Genomic DNA, 14,467 nt, shown 5'->3' on the forward strand with positions numbered 1-14,467 from the left:
CGAAACATCCGTTTCAATGCCGTCACTCCGGGCTTTATCGCGACCGACATGACCGATGCGCTCAAGGACGAGATCAAACAGTCCTTCATCGACCGCATCCCCCTGGGGCGTTTCGGCGATCCCAAAGAGGTGGCCGAAGCGATCGCCTTTCTGCTCAGTGACCACGCCTCCTACATCACGGGCGAAACTCTCAAAGTCAACGGCGGAATGAATATGGCGTGACGCGTATGCGTCGCGCCTTTGGCTTCACTAACTTTTTTAAAGTTTTTTTTGCTACCATTATGCAATTCATTAAAAAGGAGATTGTAATGGCAATTTTTGACGACGTAAAAGAGGTAGTTGTTGAGCAGCTCAACGTCAACCCGGACGAAGTGAAAATGGAGTCCAAATTCGTTGAGGACCTGGGTGCGGACAGCCTCGATGTTGTTGAACTCGTCATGGCGCTGGAAGAGAAATTCGGTATCGAAATTCCGGACGATCAGGCTGAAAAGATTCAGACAGTCGGCGATGCCGTCAAATATATCGAAGAGAACAAGTAATTTTCCGATAAAGGAGAGAAGAAGCGGCTTCACCGCCTCTTCTCTCCTGAAGAGAGTGTGACAGAGACGCTTTTGCAAAGTTTGCGAAAGGCGCAATTACAGGTGAACGAGAAGGAGATTGTGTGAGGCGAGTGGTCGTAACCGGACTTGGGATGATTAACGCGGTGGGTCATGATAAAGAGAGTTCTTTTAAAGCCATCATTGAAGGCCAATGTGGCATTGAAAGAATTACTTTGTTCGATGCCAGCAGTTACAGTGTGCAGATTGCCGGCGAAGTGAAAGATTTCGATCCGAAGACCGTCATGGACCCCAAAGAGGTGAAAAAGGCCGACCGTTTCATACAGCTGGGCCTCAAAGCCGCTTCCGAAGCGATCGCCGATGCGGGGATCGACGACTCCGTGGAGCGTGAGAGTTTCGGTGTCAGCTGCGCCTCCGGGATCGGCGGCCTGCCGACGATCGAAAGGAATTCGATCGTACTGCACACCCGTGGCCCGCGACGCATTTCACCCTTCTTCATCCCCTCCGCTCTGGCGAACATGCTGGGCGGTTTCGTCTCCATCGCCCATACCCTCAAGGGCCCCAACCTCGGTTCCGTGACGGCGTGTGCCGCCGGAACCCATGCCATCAGCGAAGCCGCCAAAACGATTCTCCTCGGCGGTGCCGACCGGATGCTCGTCGTCGGCGGCGAAGCGGCGATCACGGGCATCGGTGTCGGGGGATTCGCCGCGATGAAGGCGCTCAGTACGCGCAACGACGATCCCCAGCACGCCTCCAGACCTTTCGACAAGGATAGAGACGGTTTCATCATGGGAGAAGGCGCGGGTGCACTCGTTCTCGAAGAGTACGAAGCCGCCAAAGCCCGGGGCGCACGCATCTACGCCGAGCTGATCGGCTTCGGCGAGAGCGGTGACGCCAACCATATCACGACCCCCACGATGGACGGTCCGCTGCGCGCCATGAAGGCAGCCATGAAGATGGCCGGCAATCCGGAAATCGACTACATCAACGCCCACGGTACTTCCACGCCGATCAACGACAAAAACGAAACGGGAGCCATCAAGGAGCTTTTCGGAGGCAAAGAGAACTGCCCGCCCGTCAGCTCCACCAAAGGGCAGATCGGACACTGTCTGGGAGCCGCCGGTTCGATCGAGGCGGTGATCGCCGTGATGGCGATGGAGAGAGGCATCATCCCTCCCACGATCAACTACGAAACGCCGGACGAAAACTGTGATCTCGACTATGTCACGGAAGGCGCCCGTGAAGCGAAGCTCGACGTGGTCATGAGCAACTCCTTCGGTTTCGGCGGCACCAACGGCGTCGTCATCTTCAAAAAGGTCTGACGTGGCCACCTATCTTCCGTTCGAGGAGAAACTCAAGGAGATTGAGGACGAGATCGCCTCGGCGAAGGTTCGCGGCGACACGGAAGCGGTCACGATTCTGGAAAAGGATCTCGAAAAAGAGCTCACGAAAGTCTACAAGAATCTCTCCGACTACCAGAAACTCCAGCTTGCCAGACACCCCGACCGGCCCTACGCCCTCGACTATATCAGAATCCTGATGCGTGACGCCATCGAGATCCATGGTGACAGAACCTATCGGGACGATCCGGCCATCATCTGCTACCTGGGATATATCGATGATCAAAAGTGTCTCGTGATCGGCGAACAGAAGGGTCGCGGCACCAAAAACAAACTCAAGCGTAATTTCGGTATGCCCCATCCGGAAGGGTATCGCAAAGCGCTCCGCGCGGCCAAACTGGCGGAAAAGTTCGGCCTGCCGATACTGATGCTCATCGACACTCCGGGTGCCTATCCGGGACTGGGTGCCGAAGAGCGGGGACAGAGCGAAGCGATCGCCCGGAACCTGCTGGAGCTGAGCCGTCTGGATACGATGACCGTCTCCATCGTCATCGGAGAGGGCGGCAGCGGCGGAGCCCTGGCCATCGGTGTGGCCGACAGGCTGGCGATGATGCGCTATTCGGTCTTCAGCGTCATCTCGCCGGAGGGGTGTGCCGCCATTTTGTGGAACGATCCGGCGAAGGTGGAACAGGCGACCAAGGCGCTCAAAATCACGCCCGACGAGCTCAAGAAGATGGAGCTGATCGACGACATCATCGACGAACCGCTGATCGGGGCCCATCGCGACAAAGAGGGTGCGGCCAAAGCGGTCGGCGAATATTTTCTCGCACAGGTCGCCGAAATGAAAGAGATGGACAAAGAGGAGCGGATGCGGAAGCGATACGAAAAGATGATGAGTTTCGGTGCTTTTGCAGAGGCTGAAAAGAAAGAGTAGAGAACTTTAGAAAAGAGTGGAGAAGAAGGGGCGGGGGTTTTCCTCCGCCCCTTTTTTCGTTGATCAGAGATTGTGCTCTTTTTTGTAGTCGAGAATCATGCGGTACGCTTCGTCTTTGAGGCGAAGTTTCTCTTTTTTCAGTTTTTCGAGCTCCAGATCGTCCATGTGCTGGCGTCCCTCTTCGACTTCGGTGACGATATCGTCGAGTTCGTTGTGGCGTTCGAAAATTTTGGCGAAATGGGCGTTTTCGACTTTCAGTTTGCTGATGATATCACGATATTCATGAAGCATTTTTCTCTCCTGTTGAAATTTTTCTGATTATATAAAAATGTTACTTATTATGTCCTGTAGTCGGCATTGATTTTGACATATTCGTGACCGAGATCGCAACCGTAGGCGGTGAACTTTCCGCTGCCGACTCCCAGGTCACAGTGGATGGAAAAGGCGCTTTTTCGCATGATACGGGCCGCTTTCTCCTCCTGCTCGGCGTCGAAGAGGATCTCTCCTTTCCGATAGACCGTGACGTTACCGAATGTGATGGTCAGCGTGGCCGGATCGCAGGTGACGCCGCTTGCTCCGATCGTCGAGGCGATGCGCCCCCAGTTGGGATCTTCGCCGTAGAGGGCGGTTTTGACGAGGAGGGAGTTGCTGAGGGCTCTGGCGGCGACGGTCGCTTCCTCGTCGTTGGCCGCTCCCGTGATTTTGAAAGCGACGCATTTGGTGGCGCCTTCACCGTCGGAGACGATTTTGAGAGCCAGTTCGTGCATCGCCTTTTCCAGCGCGAAGAGAAAGGCCTCCCGGTGAAAAACACCCGATTTTCCGTTGGCGAGCAGCATGACCGTATCGTTGGTGGAGGTGTCGCCGTCGACGCTGATGGCGTTGAACGTCGTGGCGGCGCAGCTTCGGAGCATCGGATGCATCTCGTCGGCCGGTACGGCCGCATCGGTGGTGATGAAGCAGAGCATCGTCGCCATGGCGGGATTGATCATGCCGGCTCCTTTGGCCATGGCGCCGATTCTGAAACTGTCGCCGCTTTCGAGTCTCACCTCGAAGGCGATCTGTTTGTCGTAGCTGTCGGTCGTCATGATGGCGCTGGCCGCCGCGTCGGGATCTTTCGCTTTCAGATCGAAACCCTCGAGACCTTTCATGATCTTCTCTTTCGGGAGCCGCACGCCGATGACGCCGGTGGAGCTCATGACGGGATTTTTAATCTCCCTGAAATTGGCTCTGGCATGTTCCAGTATCAGATCGATATCTTCGATGCCGGCAGGACCCGTCATGGCGTTGGCGTTTTTGGCGTTGATCAGAACGAAGTTGGTCCGCTCGATCTCCTCTTTTTTGAAATGGAGAATCGGTGCGGCCTGGAACCGGTTTGAGGTGAAGATGGCACGTATGTCACAGAGTGTATCGGAGTGGATGAAGGCCAGATCTTTTCGGTTTTCGGGTTTCAGTCCCGCCGCGACGCCGTCGGCGAAAAATCCCTCGGGTGCACAGACACCGCCATCAATGGGTACGACAGTATACATGGTGGTTCTCCTGGTAGAGATGTGTGATGTGTAAAAGTTCGTGGAAGAGAGAGGATAGAGAAGTGAAAAGATGTGCCAAAGGGGAGCCTTTGGCGGAAGGGCTTACGCGCCCTTCTTTTTCATCGTGCGGAGTGTGGAAGCCGCGACTCGGATCTTTTTGCGTGTGCCGTCTTCGAGGGTGATGCGTACCGTACGAAGGTTGGGCAGGAAGCGACGCTTGGTCTTGTTGTGAGCGTGGCTGACGTTGTAGCCGGTCATCGGACCTTTTCCGGTAATTGCGCATTTTCGTGCCATGATGTAACCTTTGAAAAATTTATAGGGTAAAAAGTTGGCTAATTCTATTGAAATAAACCATAGAATTTGCTTAAATTAAGGAACAATTTATAATGGGTCAAATGGGGATTTTTCCTTTTTTCGGTATTTCAACACATTTACGATAGAATTTTACCAAAAACAAGGTTTTTCTCTCCCATGGTGACACCCAAACGAATCGCGGAGTATATCCAGAGCGTCCCGCCCCTGCCGGAAACACTCAAAAAGAGCCTCGAGGCTCTGGAAAAAGGGGAGCTGGCGGGCGCGGCGAAAACCGCCGCGGCGGATCCGGCGATGATCCAGTATCTCAAGCAGATCGTCAACAGCGCGGCGTACGGGTTCAGAAACGAGCTCAAAGACGCCTCCCAGATCTTTTCGGCTCTGGGGATCGAGCGGGCGAAACAGCTGCTTTACGCCTACATGGTCTCTTCGCTCGCACCGAAAAAATGGGCCTACTTCACGATCGACAGGGAGGGGTTTCGTAAGTTTCAGAGGGATCTGATGAGAAAATGGGAAGAGATCGTCCGGCATGAAAAGGCGGATGAGAAGTATCTGAGCGCCGCTGCGATCATGAGCGCCGGTTTGGTGGTCGCCGACGCGATTTTCGGAGATCACGCTTCCGACGTGGCGCTTTTGAGGGAGTCGGGAGATTACGACCTGGATACCATTCTCCAGAGAGTGAGCCGGCTCAGTTTCGACAGACTCGTCGCCACGATCGCGAAGAAGTGGGAGGTCGACGAGGATGTCGTCCGGCTCGTTTCCCTGGCTTTCGGGAAAGAGGAGTGTCCGCCGCAGGAGAGACTCTGCCGTCTGGCGCGGATGCTCCATCTGCTCCTTTTTTACGAACTGAGCCGGCCGCTGATGATGGATGCGGGTGCCAACGCTTTCATCGGCTTCAATCCTGAATTTTCCGAACCGGTTCTGGAAGAATTTCAGGAGATCGTGGGAATCGAATGAGACCGACCGTCAAAAAGCAGAGAATCGCCTATTTCACGCCGCAGGGTTTCCTGGACGGCAACAACGCCTCCGGGCTCATCACGATGCAGGATATGCAGGCGGTGAAAGCCGCCCACGTTCCGATGGTGCTGGTGTCGATGAAGAAGGTCGTCTTTTTCAACAAAAACGGCATCTCCATCGTGCTGGATGCCCTGACGAAGATCCAGAAGGAGACGAAGGCGACGATAGGATTCTGCGACTACACCAGAAAGCAGTATGACGCTTTTTTCAAGTTTTTCGAGGGTGATGTGGGGTTTTCTCTCTTCAAGACGCTCGACATCGCGATGCTTTTCGCCGGAGGCAACGAAGCGAAAGAGGGCGAGGAGAATGTCCTCATCTTCAACGAAGACCCCACCCAGCGCAGCATACAGGCGATCGAGATTTTCGACAAAGGATACAACCCCGTCGTGGTCCAGACGCTCGACGACTACACCGCCAGAGCCGAAGACAAGGAGAAGTTCGTCGCGATCGTCGAACGCACCTACCTGGGACTCATGGGCAACCGGATCGCGGCCAAGACCCGGGGCAACTGCGTCATCTACTACCTCAAAGGATTTCTCGACGGTTCGGTCACCGAACAGTTCGACGTGATGTACCATCAAAACTGCCTGAAAGTGGGGTTCCAGCTCTTCATGTTCGATGCCACCCGGGTCAGTTCGCTCAACATCCATGCGGCCAACTTCTTTTCGAAACTCTCGACTGCGGGAGCGGAGTACGGTGCGCTGATAGCGATCGTGGGACTCGATATGGAGAAGACACCCAAACGTTTCGTCGAGGAGCTCGAAGACGCGGGCATCATGTTTTTCGAAAACGAGACCGACTTTTTTACCGACGAGGTGGTCCAGTCCATGAGCGGAGGCGGGGCGGCCGTCAAAAAGGAGAAACACAGACTCACCAAGCCGGTCGTGGCGCGTCTGCCGGTTCTCGTCTCTTCCACGATGGATACCCTGCAGATGATGACCAACATGATGGCCCTGAAGGAGGATATGAACATCCAGCCCTTCACACCGAAGGGGAAGGAGCTGATGGCCAGCTCGATCGCCTTCTATGGTGACATCGACGGAATGATGACCCTCGTGATGCCCAAAGAGCTGGTCAAAAAGTCGTGCACGCTGCTCATCGGAGAGGAGAGCGACGACGTGGGAATGCTCGCCGACGCGCTGAGCGAGCTGGTGAACATCGTGGCCGGCAAATCGAAAACCCGTCTGCAGGAGCAGGGTGTCAACATCAACATCACCCTTCCGCGCAGCTATACGACCATCGAGGATCTGGAAGCCACCCTCGAGGGGATCCAGGGTGTTCAGGTGAACTTCAGTTTCGAAGATTATCCTTTCATGTTCTATTTGAGTCCGTGAGAGCGGCGGGCGAAAACCCTGAGACGAATGAATCGATAGAAAGGAAAAATATGCTGGTAGCTCCGAGTATACTTTCGGCCGATTTCGGCCATCTGGCCCGGGATGTCGAGGCGATCTGCGAGGGCGGATGCGATTTCGTCCATGTGGATGTGATGGACGGTCACTTCGTCCCCAACCTCACCATCGGGCCCGTCGTCGTCGAAGCGGTGGCGAAGGCGGCCACCAAACCGCTGGATGTGCACCTGATGGTGGAGAACAACACCTTTTTCGTCGATCTCTTCGCCCCTTTGAAACCGGAGTATATCTCCTTCCATATCGAGGAGGAGAAGCACCCCCACCGGCTTATCCAGAAGATCCGGGGTCTGGGTATCCGTCCCGCGATCGTCCTCAATCCCCACAGCCGTCCCGAGAGTGTCGAATATCTGCTCGAGGATCTCGACATGGTGCTGCTTATGAGCGTCAATCCGGGATTCGGCGGACAGAAGTTCATCCCGTCGGTGCTGGAGAAGGCGGCCCGGATGCGAGAGCTGATCGAAAAGCGCAATCCCAAATGCCTGATCGAAGTCGACGGAGGGGTCAACGACCGAAACGTCCACGACCTCAAAGCCGCCGGTGTCGATGTGGTCGTGGCGGGCAGCTACGTTTTCAGACATGAAAACATCGCCCACGCCATCGAAAGCCTGAAAGTCTGAAGGTCCAAAGTTGATGAGCGATTCTTTTTCCGATTCCCGATTCCCGGTTCCCGTGCGAACACCCCGTGTCAAAATCTGCGGGATCACCTGTGTCGAGGATGCCGTGGCGGCGGTGGAAGCGGGTGCGGACGCTTTGGGGTTCGTCTTTTACGAGAAGTCGCCGCGTTACGTGACGGTGGAGCAGGCGAAGGCGATCGTGGAGCAGCTGCCCCCCTTCGTGGAGCGGGTGGGGCTTTTTGTCGACAAAACACCGCTGGAGGTGGATCTGGCGTGTGCGGAGAGCGGCATGAGCCTGGCGCAGATCCATTTCGAAGTGGACGAGAGCTATCTCCATGCCCTGCATATCAAAGCCCTGCCGGTGGTCCGGGCGAGAAATCCCGAAGACGTGATGAACTTTTCCGGGCGATACCGGCTCGTGGACGCTTACTGCGAAAGCTACGGCGGGGCGGGGAAACGGCTCAATCTCGAATGGTTCGAGGGTGTCGACTGCTCCAAAATCGTTCTGGCCGGGGGGCTGACGCCCGAGAACGTTTCGGAGGCTCTCTCCTACGGTTTTTACGGTGTCGACGTCAGCAGCGGCGTGGAGCTTAAGAAGGGGAAAAAAGATCCCGAAAAAGTCGCGGCTTTTATCCGAAACGCCAAAGGCACGGCAACGTGCGCCCCCTGATCGACAATATCGTCGCCGCCGTCAAGAGACGGGGCGGACGGATGGAGCTGGAAGCTTTCCGCAAACTGATCCAGAAGACACGCGACTCCCTTTTCGAGGATGTGGATACACTGACGGAACTGGTGATCGCGTCGGGCGTGCCCATCGAGATCGTCGGGGAGGAGGTCGTGCTCAAGACCTATTTCCGGCCCTGGCGGGAGGAGACTTTCTGCATCGTCGACATCGAGACCAACGGCAGCGTACCCAACCGTTCCCAGATCATCGAGATCGGCGCGCTCAAATGGCGCAACGGCGAGATCGTCGACCGCTTCGAGAGTTTCGCCGCCTGCAGCTATCTGCCCTACAACATCAGCGAGATCACCGGGATCATGCCCGAAGATCTGGCCGACGCTCCGCCGCTGGCGAAGATGCTGCCCAGGTTCAAGGCCTTTCTGGGCGATACCGTCTTCGTCGCCCACAACATCTCTTTCGACTACAACTTCGTCTCCCACTCCTTCGAGCGTTTCGGCCTGGGAGTGCTGGGCAACCGAAAGCTCTGCACCATCGAACTCGCCCGCCGCACCATCGAAGCCGAACGCTACGGCCTGGGGCATCTCAACATCGCCCTGGACATCAACACCCTGGTCCACCACCGCGCCTACGCCGACGCCCTGACCGCCTCGAAAGTGCTGGAGATCGGTCTGAAAAGAGTGCCGGAGAGCGTGGTGACCACCGAAGAGCTGATCGACTTCACGAAGATGCCGGTCAAAAGGGCGAAAGCCCTTTTGAATAATGGAGAATGGAGAATGGAGAATGGAGAATGATGGAGGCGGCTTCGCCGCTTCCATTTTTAAACCAAAAGTCCGCGCGTAGCGCGGCTCACCGCAATCTTACTCAATACTCAGCACTCAATACTCAAAACTAAATAAACCTATTTAAAACCTTCGCCGCCAGCAGGTCCCCCCAGACGTTGATGGAGGTGCGGAACATGTCGAGGATGCGGTCCACGGCGGCGATGAGACCGATCGCTTCCAGGGGCAGGCCGACGGCGCTCAGGATCATCGTCATCATCACCAGGCCCGCGCCGGGAATGCCAGCGGCGCCCACGGAGGCGAAGGTGGCGGTGAGGAAGATGACGATCTGCTGGGAAAAGCCCAGCTCCACGCCGTAGCTGTTGGCGATGAACATCACGGCGATCGCTTCGTAGAGCGCGGTGCCGTCCATGTTGACCGTCGCACCCAGGGGGAGGATGAAACCGGCGCTCTCCCTGCGCACGCCGCCCTTCTCTCCCGCCACTTCGATGGAGACGGGGAGTGTCGCTGAGCTGGAGGCGGTGGAGAAGGCGATCAGCACAGCCTCACGGACTTTCCTGAAATACTCCAGCGGGTTGAAACGCCCCAGAAAACCGGCCAGGGCGGGGAGAACGATCAGGGCGTGGATGAAGAGGGCCAGCAGCACCGCCAGTACGTAACTCTCCAGATCCCATAGGGTCTGGAGCCCCTCTTTGGCGATGACGTAGCCGATGAGGGAGAAGACCCCCAGGGGGGTGAGTTTGATGACCCACTCGGCGATCTTTCCCATGGCGTCGTTGATCGCTTCGAAGAAGATCTGCAGGCTCTCCCGCTTCGCCGGTTCGATGTGCAGTACCGCCACGGCGAAGAAGATGACGAAAAGGAGGATCTGCACGATCTTCCCCTGGCTGAGGGAGGTGAAGATGTTGCTCGGCACGAAAGAGAGCAGCAAAGAGGCGAGGGTATGCTCCTTCGGCGGGGCCACGGCGTGGTCGGCGGCGAGCTGATGGGCCGTGGAGGGGTCGATGAGATTGACGACGACCAGTCCCGTCGTGACGGCGAGGGCCGTCGTGAGAAAGTAGTAGCCGAAGGCTTTGAGTCCCAGGTTTTTCAGCGCTTCGCCGCTGCCCAGCGAGACGATCGCCACGAAGACCGAGGCGAAGACCAGTGGGATGATGAGCATCTTCAGAAGCATCAGGAACAGATCGCCCATCCATTTGAGCGAGAGCATCGTCTCGGGGAGCCAGACACCCGCCAGGACGCCCAAAACGATGGCGGCGAGGGTCAGGGTTTCGGTGGTGAGATACTTTTTCATCGGTCTCCTTCCGGTTTGGGTAGCTGCCGGCCCCGCCGCCACGCCACCGGCTCCGGGGCGGCGGCGAAGAGGGTCATGCGATATGGTCGATGTAGTCGTTCTTGAAGGCGACGTAGCGCTTCGCCGAGGCGTAGAGTTCCGCCACCTCCTCGTCGGTCAGCTCGCGTACCGCCTTGGCGGGCGAGCCGATGATGAGGCTGCGGGGCGGAAACTTCTTGCCGCCGGTCACCAGCGCGCCGGCGCCCACGATCGACTCCTTTCCGATGACGGCCCCGTCGAGGATCGTGCTGTTCATGCCGATCAGGCAGGCGTCCTCGATCGTGCAGCCGTGCAGCATCACCCGGTGGCCCACCGTCACGTCGTCGCCGATGATCGTCGGATGGCCGTCGCTCATGTCGGGCTTTTTGTAGTGGGTGACGTGGATCATCGTCAGGTCCTGGATGTTGGTGCGGTCCCCGATGCGGATGCGGTGCACGTCGCCGCGGATCACGCAGCCGAACCAGATCGAGCACTCCTCGCCCGTCTCGACGTTGCCCACGATCGTGGCATCGGGGGCGACCCATGTGTTTTGGCCCAGTTTCGGAAACCACTCTTTGTAGCGTAAAAGCATGAAAGAATCCTTTAGAGAAGTTTGATGTCGTCGTAGCGTTTGAAATGGCGGTCGACACTCAGAAGCGTGAGATCCTCCGCGATCGCCTGGGCCATCAGAATGCGGTCGAAAGGGTCCTGATGGTGCAAAGGCAGGGTACGCAAAGCGAGGATATGTCCCATAGAGATGGGCAGAATGGAAAATCCCTCTTCCGTCAGCGCTTCGGCATAGTCCGGATCGATGACGAGATTGCCCCGTGACGATTTGATCTCGATCTCCCAGCAGGAGGCGACACTGACGAAAATGTCGTTGCTCCCGTCGGCGATCAGATCACGATGGTGTCTTGGCAGTTTCGGATCGTCGTAGAGCCACCAGATCAGAATGTGAGTGTCGAGCAGCAGCTTCACATCGACTCTTTCGTAAAAAGCTTTTCGATGCTTTCGTCCGCTTCGTCGAAACGGCTCATATCAAGAGGCTTTCCTTTGAGGCGTCCCGGCCGGCGGCGGGTCGGACGTTCGCGATAAGGCTTCAGCACGGCGACCGCTTTGCCCGCTTTGGCGATAATGATCTCTTCGCCTTTTTGTGCCAGTTCCACCAATTTGGAGAGTGTGGTTTTCGCTTCATGCATATTGACCGTCATGAAAACTCCTTTAGCTAATGTTAGCCAATGTCTTTGAAAAAGTCAATATCAGAGCTTCTTGATCTTCTCGATCTCGTCGCGAAGTCTCGCCGCCTCCTCGAATTCGAGTTTCTTGGCCGCTTCGTGCATCTTTTTGGTCAGCTCCTTGACGATCTTCTGGCGCTCCTTGGCGGGCATCTTTTCCAGCTTGCTCTTTTTTTCGTAGAGGATGCCGTGATCTTCGAGTTTGAGGTTTTCATCCAGCCGCCTTCCCACCGATTTTGGGGTGATGCCGTGCTCTTCGTTGTATTTTTTCTGCCGTTCGCGGCGGTGGCGGGTGATGTCGATGGCGTTTTTCATCGAAGGGGTCTCTTTCTTGGCGTACATCAGCACGCGGCCGTTGACGTTTCTGGCGGCGCGGCCCATCGTCTGGATCAGCGCCGTCTCGCTTCGCAGGAAGCCCTCCTTGTCGGCATCGAGAATGGCCACCAGACTCACTTCGGGAAGGTCGAGCCCCTCTCTTAGCAGGTTGATCCCCACCAGCACGTCGAACTCCCCCATCCGAAGGGAGCGGATGATCTGGTTGCGCTCGATGGCGTCGATATCCGAGTGCATGTACTTCACCCGCAGTCCCAGGTCGTTGTAGTAGGTGGTCAGCTCCTCGGCCATCTTCTTGGTCAGCACCGTCACCAGCACCCGCTCGCCTCTCTCGACCACCTTCTTGATCTCGTCATACAGATGCTCCACCTGGTACTCGCTGTCGACCACCTCCACCTCCGGGTCCAGCAGCCCGGTGGGGCGGATGATCTGCTCGGCCACGACGGCCGAGAGCTCGATCTCCAGGTCGGCGGGGGTGGCGGAGACGAAGAGGTAGTGGGGCGCCTTGTCGATGAACTCCTCGAATTTGAGCGGCCGGTTGTCCAGGGCGCTGGGAAGACGGAAGCCGTACTCCACCAGCACCTCCTTGCGGCTTCTGTCTCCCGCGTACATGCCGCGAAACTGGGGCAGGCTCACGTGGCTCTCGTCGACGATGATGAGGTAGGGTCTGCCTTTCATCTCGAAATAATCCAGCAGGGAGTAGGGGGTTTCGCCAGGGGCTTTGCCCGTCAGATGTCTGGCGTAGTTTTCGATCCCCTTGCACATGCCGGTGGTCTCGAGCATCTCCAGGTCGAACTCGGTGCGCTGCTTGAGGCGCTGGTATTCGAGCAGCTTGCCCTCTTTTTTGAACCAGGCGAGCCGCTCGGCCAGCTCCTCCTCGATGCTCTTGATCGCCTCCTGCAGCTTCGTGCCGCCGACGATGAAGTTGCTGGCGGCGTAGATCGTGGTGGTTTTCAGATCGGTGATCTTGCGGTTGGTGAGGGGGTCGAAGGTGTAGATCGCCTCGATCTCGTCGCCGAAGAACTCCACCCGTACCGCCTCCTCCTCGCTGTAGGCGGGGTAGATGTCGACCACGTCGCCGCCGAGGCGGAAGTCCCCCCGGTCGAAGAAGTTGTCGTTGCGCTTGTAGCCCATCTCCACCAGCCGCAAAAGAAGGGTGCGCTGGTCGATCTCGTCGCCGATCTCGAGCTTCTGGACCATCTTTTTGTACTCGATCGGGTTTCCCAGGCCGTAGTTGGCGCTCACCGAGGCGACGACGATGACGTCGTCGTAAGTCAGCAGGCTGGCCGTAGCGCTGAGGCGCAGACGTTCGAGCTCCTCGTTGATGGCGCTGTCCTTTTCGATGAAGAGGTCCTGCCTGGGGATGTAGGCTTCGGGCTGATAGTAGTCGTAGTAGCTGATGAAGTATTCGACGTGGTTGTTGGGGAAAAAGCCCTTGAATTCGCTGTAGAGCTGCGCCGCCAGGGTTTTGTTGTGGGTCATGATCAGCGTGGGGATCTGGAGCTTCTGGATGATCTGCGCCATCGTGAAGGTCTTGCCGCTGCCGGTGACCCCCAGCAGGGTCTGGTAGCGGTGGCCCGCCTCGATGGAGTTGGTCAGCAGTCGGATCGCCTCGGGCTGATCGCCCGAGGGTTCGAAATCGCTTTTGAGTTCAAAAAGCACCCGTTACCTTTTATCTTTAAATTTATTATTCTATAATTATATCAACAAACCCCATTACGAAGGATACCGGATGGAGAACGTCCCCGTCATCGAACAGCTTTCCAGGAAAATCGACAGTGTCGTAGGACGCATCAAGGCGCTGGAAGAGGAAAATGCGAGGCTCAGAAACGAACTCGTCTCCGTCAAGGCCCAGAACGAAGCCAAAGATGCCCAGATCGACAAACTCAACGAAGAGCTGACGATGAAAGATCTCGAAATCGAAGAGGTCATAGGAAAAATCGAAGCGATCCTGGGCGAATAGCGGATACGATGAAAAAAATCTCCCTCGTCATCGGCGGCAAACGGTACACGATCACTCTGGAAGAGCCGTTCGCCGACGATGTGGAGAAAGAACTCCTCGAACTCTTCGATTCCGGCAAGGACAACGAAACGAAAATTCTCCTCCAGGCATTTCTCTCCAAACAGATCGAATATCTCGAACTTCAGCAGAAAATCGAAGAACTTCTGAAAAAATTTCCGAGTTGAGGGCACCTCTAAAAACCCTATGCGGTCATAGCTTTGCAAGCTTTGTTCCTGGCAAGGCGCACCGACGCAGGCTATGCCATAGCATAGTCAAGGAGGTGCAACGAAGCCAGGGGCAAAGCTTGCAAAGCCCATAGGGAAGGCAAATTTGGGGCAATCTTCGGCAAGATATTTCCTCGACTTAACTACGGTTAGGCCTGCGGAAATCTCTCACCAAATCTTACCCCAACTTT

General features: G+C 56.5%; 19 protein-coding genes. 11 read left to right on the plus strand and 8 right to left on the minus strand.

Translation table 11 applies throughout. From position 1 onward, the window contains the following. From Q1K23_RS04085 to accA, 4 genes are all read left to right on the plus strand, one after another. Positions 1-222: SDR family oxidoreductase (locus Q1K23_RS04085; RefSeq protein WP_300362678.1), on the plus strand; the 222-nt coding region annotated here is incomplete at its 5' end. Between the two features lie 86 nt (positions 223-308). Further along, complete coding sequence (gene acpP / locus Q1K23_RS04090; protein ID WP_300362679.1) at positions 309-539, plus strand: acyl carrier protein; 231 nt, start codon at positions 309-311, stop codon at positions 537-539. 122 nt (positions 540-661) lie between these two features. Continuing rightward, positions 662-1,879: a beta-ketoacyl-ACP synthase II gene (locus tag Q1K23_RS04095; protein WP_300362681.1), complete on the plus strand. Its 1,218-nt coding sequence runs from the start codon at positions 662-664 to the stop codon at positions 1,877-1,879. Position 1,880: 1 nt separating this feature from the next. Further along, positions 1,881-2,831 (plus strand): acetyl-CoA carboxylase carboxyl transferase subunit alpha, encoded by a 951-nt coding sequence (gene accA / locus Q1K23_RS04100; protein ID WP_300362682.1) that lies wholly within the window; start codon positions 1,881-1,883, stop codon positions 2,829-2,831. A gap of 63 nt (positions 2,832-2,894) precedes the next feature. Here the strand turns inward: accA and Q1K23_RS04105 are convergent, their stop codons facing one another. The 3 genes from Q1K23_RS04105 to rpmB form a co-directional block, all read right to left on the minus strand. Further along, a complete protein-coding gene (locus Q1K23_RS04105; RefSeq protein WP_300362683.1) occupies positions 2,895-3,122 on the minus strand; it encodes a DUF465 domain-containing protein in 228 nt (75 codons plus the stop codon). 47 nt (positions 3,123-3,169) lie between these two features. Next, entirely contained in the window at positions 3,170-4,357 is a 1,188-nt protein-coding gene (gene argJ, locus Q1K23_RS04110) for a bifunctional glutamate N-acetyltransferase/amino-acid acetyltransferase ArgJ (RefSeq protein ID WP_300362685.1), read from the minus strand. A 102-nt stretch (positions 4,358-4,459) separates the two neighbouring features. Then, a complete protein-coding gene (rpmB, locus tag Q1K23_RS04115; RefSeq protein WP_300362687.1) occupies positions 4,460-4,651 on the minus strand; it encodes a 50S ribosomal protein L28 in 192 nt (63 codons plus the stop codon). A gap of 180 nt (positions 4,652-4,831) precedes the next feature. On the opposite strand from rpmB, the gene Q1K23_RS04120 reads away from it, so the two are divergent. The 5 genes from Q1K23_RS04120 to Q1K23_RS04140 are packed head-to-tail and all read left to right on the plus strand — an operon-like array spanning position 4,832 to position 9,182. Further along, positions 4,832-5,626, plus strand: a complete 795-nt coding sequence (locus Q1K23_RS04120) for an HDOD domain-containing protein (protein WP_300362689.1) — start codon at positions 4,832-4,834, stop codon at positions 5,624-5,626. Continuing rightward, positions 5,623-7,020: a chemotaxis protein CheX gene (locus tag Q1K23_RS04125; protein WP_300362691.1), complete on the plus strand. Its 1,398-nt coding sequence runs from the start codon at positions 5,623-5,625 to the stop codon at positions 7,018-7,020. The genes Q1K23_RS04120 and Q1K23_RS04125 overlap by 4 nt, the downstream gene beginning before the upstream one ends. A 50-nt stretch (positions 7,021-7,070) precedes the next feature. Next, positions 7,071-7,712 (plus strand): ribulose-phosphate 3-epimerase, encoded by a 642-nt coding sequence (gene rpe, locus Q1K23_RS04130; RefSeq protein ID WP_300362693.1) that lies wholly within the window; start codon positions 7,071-7,073, stop codon positions 7,710-7,712. 13 nt (positions 7,713-7,725) lie between these two features. Beyond that, positions 7,726-8,379 (plus strand): phosphoribosylanthranilate isomerase, encoded by a 654-nt coding sequence (locus Q1K23_RS04135; RefSeq protein WP_300362694.1) that lies wholly within the window; start codon positions 7,726-7,728, stop codon positions 8,377-8,379. Further along, the gene (locus Q1K23_RS04140; RefSeq protein ID WP_300362695.1) at positions 8,367-9,182 is read left to right on the plus strand and encodes a 3'-5' exonuclease; all 816 of its coding nucleotides are present in this window, start codon (positions 8,367-8,369) and stop codon (positions 9,180-9,182) included. The genes Q1K23_RS04135 and Q1K23_RS04140 overlap by 13 nt, the downstream gene beginning before the upstream one ends. Positions 9,183-9,279: 97 nt before the next feature. On the opposite strand, the gene Q1K23_RS04145 is transcribed toward Q1K23_RS04140, so the two are convergent. The 5 genes from Q1K23_RS04145 to uvrB all read right to left on the minus strand — a co-directional run bounded on the left by Q1K23_RS04145 (position 9,280) and on the right by uvrB (position 13,712). Beyond that, positions 9,280-10,464, minus strand: coding sequence for a dicarboxylate/amino acid:cation symporter (locus tag Q1K23_RS04145; protein ID WP_300362696.1), 1,185 nt, complete (start codon positions 10,462-10,464; stop codon positions 9,280-9,282). Positions 10,465-10,537: 73 nt separating this feature from the next. Further along, positions 10,538-11,074, minus strand: coding sequence for a gamma carbonic anhydrase family protein (locus tag Q1K23_RS04150; RefSeq protein ID WP_300362697.1), 537 nt, complete (start codon positions 11,072-11,074; stop codon positions 10,538-10,540). Positions 11,075-11,085: 11 nt separating this feature from the next. Continuing rightward, positions 11,086-11,460 (minus strand): type II toxin-antitoxin system VapC family toxin, encoded by a 375-nt coding sequence (locus Q1K23_RS04155; RefSeq protein ID WP_300362699.1) that lies wholly within the window; start codon positions 11,458-11,460, stop codon positions 11,086-11,088. Further along, entirely contained in the window at positions 11,457-11,693 is a 237-nt protein-coding gene (locus Q1K23_RS04160) for a type II toxin-antitoxin system prevent-host-death family antitoxin (protein ID WP_300362701.1), read from the minus strand. The genes Q1K23_RS04155 and Q1K23_RS04160 overlap by 4 nt, the downstream gene beginning before the upstream one ends. Before the next feature lie 48 nt (positions 11,694-11,741). Continuing rightward, positions 11,742-13,712 (minus strand): excinuclease ABC subunit UvrB, encoded by a 1,971-nt coding sequence (gene uvrB, locus Q1K23_RS04165; protein ID WP_300362703.1) that lies wholly within the window; start codon positions 13,710-13,712, stop codon positions 11,742-11,744. Positions 13,713-13,782: 70 nt separating this feature from the next. On the opposite strand from uvrB, the gene Q1K23_RS04170 reads away from it, so the two are divergent. Together Q1K23_RS04170 and Q1K23_RS04175 are read left to right on the plus strand one after the other, a co-directional pair. Further along, positions 13,783-14,013 carry a hypothetical protein gene (locus Q1K23_RS04170; RefSeq protein WP_300362705.1) on the plus strand — a complete coding sequence of 77 codons (231 nt, stop codon included), beginning with the start codon at positions 13,783-13,785 and terminating at the stop codon, positions 14,011-14,013. 8 nt (positions 14,014-14,021) lie between these two features. Further along, entirely contained in the window at positions 14,022-14,237 is a 216-nt protein-coding gene (locus Q1K23_RS04175) for a hypothetical protein (protein WP_300362706.1), read from the plus strand. Positions 14,238-14,467 lie beyond the last annotated feature (230 nt).

The organism is Hydrogenimonas sp., assembly GCF_029933015.1.
Lineage (GTDB): Bacteria > Campylobacterota > Campylobacteria > Campylobacterales > Hydrogenimonadaceae > Hydrogenimonas.

What these genes read in the sequence shown, in the direction of transcription:
- acpP (WP_300362679.1), top strand. Translation starts at nt 309, where the DNA reads ATGGCAATTTTTGACGACGTAAAAGAGGTAGTTGTTGAGCAGCTCAAC.
- Q1K23_RS04105 (WP_300362683.1), bottom strand. Translation starts at nt 3,122, where the DNA reads ATGCTTCATGAATATCGTGATATCATCAGCAAACTGAAAGTCGAAAAC.
- argJ (WP_300362685.1), bottom strand. Translation starts at nt 4,357, where the DNA reads ATGTATACTGTCGTACCCATTGATGGCGGTGTCTGTGCACCCGAGGGA.
- rpmB (WP_300362687.1), bottom strand. Translation starts at nt 4,651, where the DNA reads ATGGCACGAAAATGCGCAATTACCGGAAAAGGTCCGATGACCGGCTAC.
- Q1K23_RS04125 (WP_300362691.1), top strand. Translation starts at nt 5,623, where the DNA reads ATGAGACCGACCGTCAAAAAGCAGAGAATCGCCTATTTCACGCCGCAG.
- rpe (WP_300362693.1), top strand. Translation starts at nt 7,071, where the DNA reads ATGCTGGTAGCTCCGAGTATACTTTCGGCCGATTTCGGCCATCTGGCC.
- Q1K23_RS04135 (WP_300362694.1), top strand. Translation starts at nt 7,726, where the DNA reads ATGAGCGATTCTTTTTCCGATTCCCGATTCCCGGTTCCCGTGCGAACA.
- Q1K23_RS04145 (WP_300362696.1), bottom strand. Translation starts at nt 10,464, where the DNA reads ATGAAAAAGTATCTCACCACCGAAACCCTGACCCTCGCCGCCATCGTT.
- Q1K23_RS04150 (WP_300362697.1), bottom strand. Translation starts at nt 11,074, where the DNA reads ATGCTTTTACGCTACAAAGAGTGGTTTCCGAAACTGGGCCAAAACACA.
- Q1K23_RS04160 (WP_300362701.1), bottom strand. Translation starts at nt 11,693, where the DNA reads ATGACGGTCAATATGCATGAAGCGAAAACCACACTCTCCAAATTGGTG.
- Q1K23_RS04170 (WP_300362705.1), top strand. Translation starts at nt 13,783, where the DNA reads ATGGAGAACGTCCCCGTCATCGAACAGCTTTCCAGGAAAATCGACAGT.
- Q1K23_RS04175 (WP_300362706.1), top strand. Translation starts at nt 14,022, where the DNA reads ATGAAAAAAATCTCCCTCGTCATCGGCGGCAAACGGTACACGATCACT.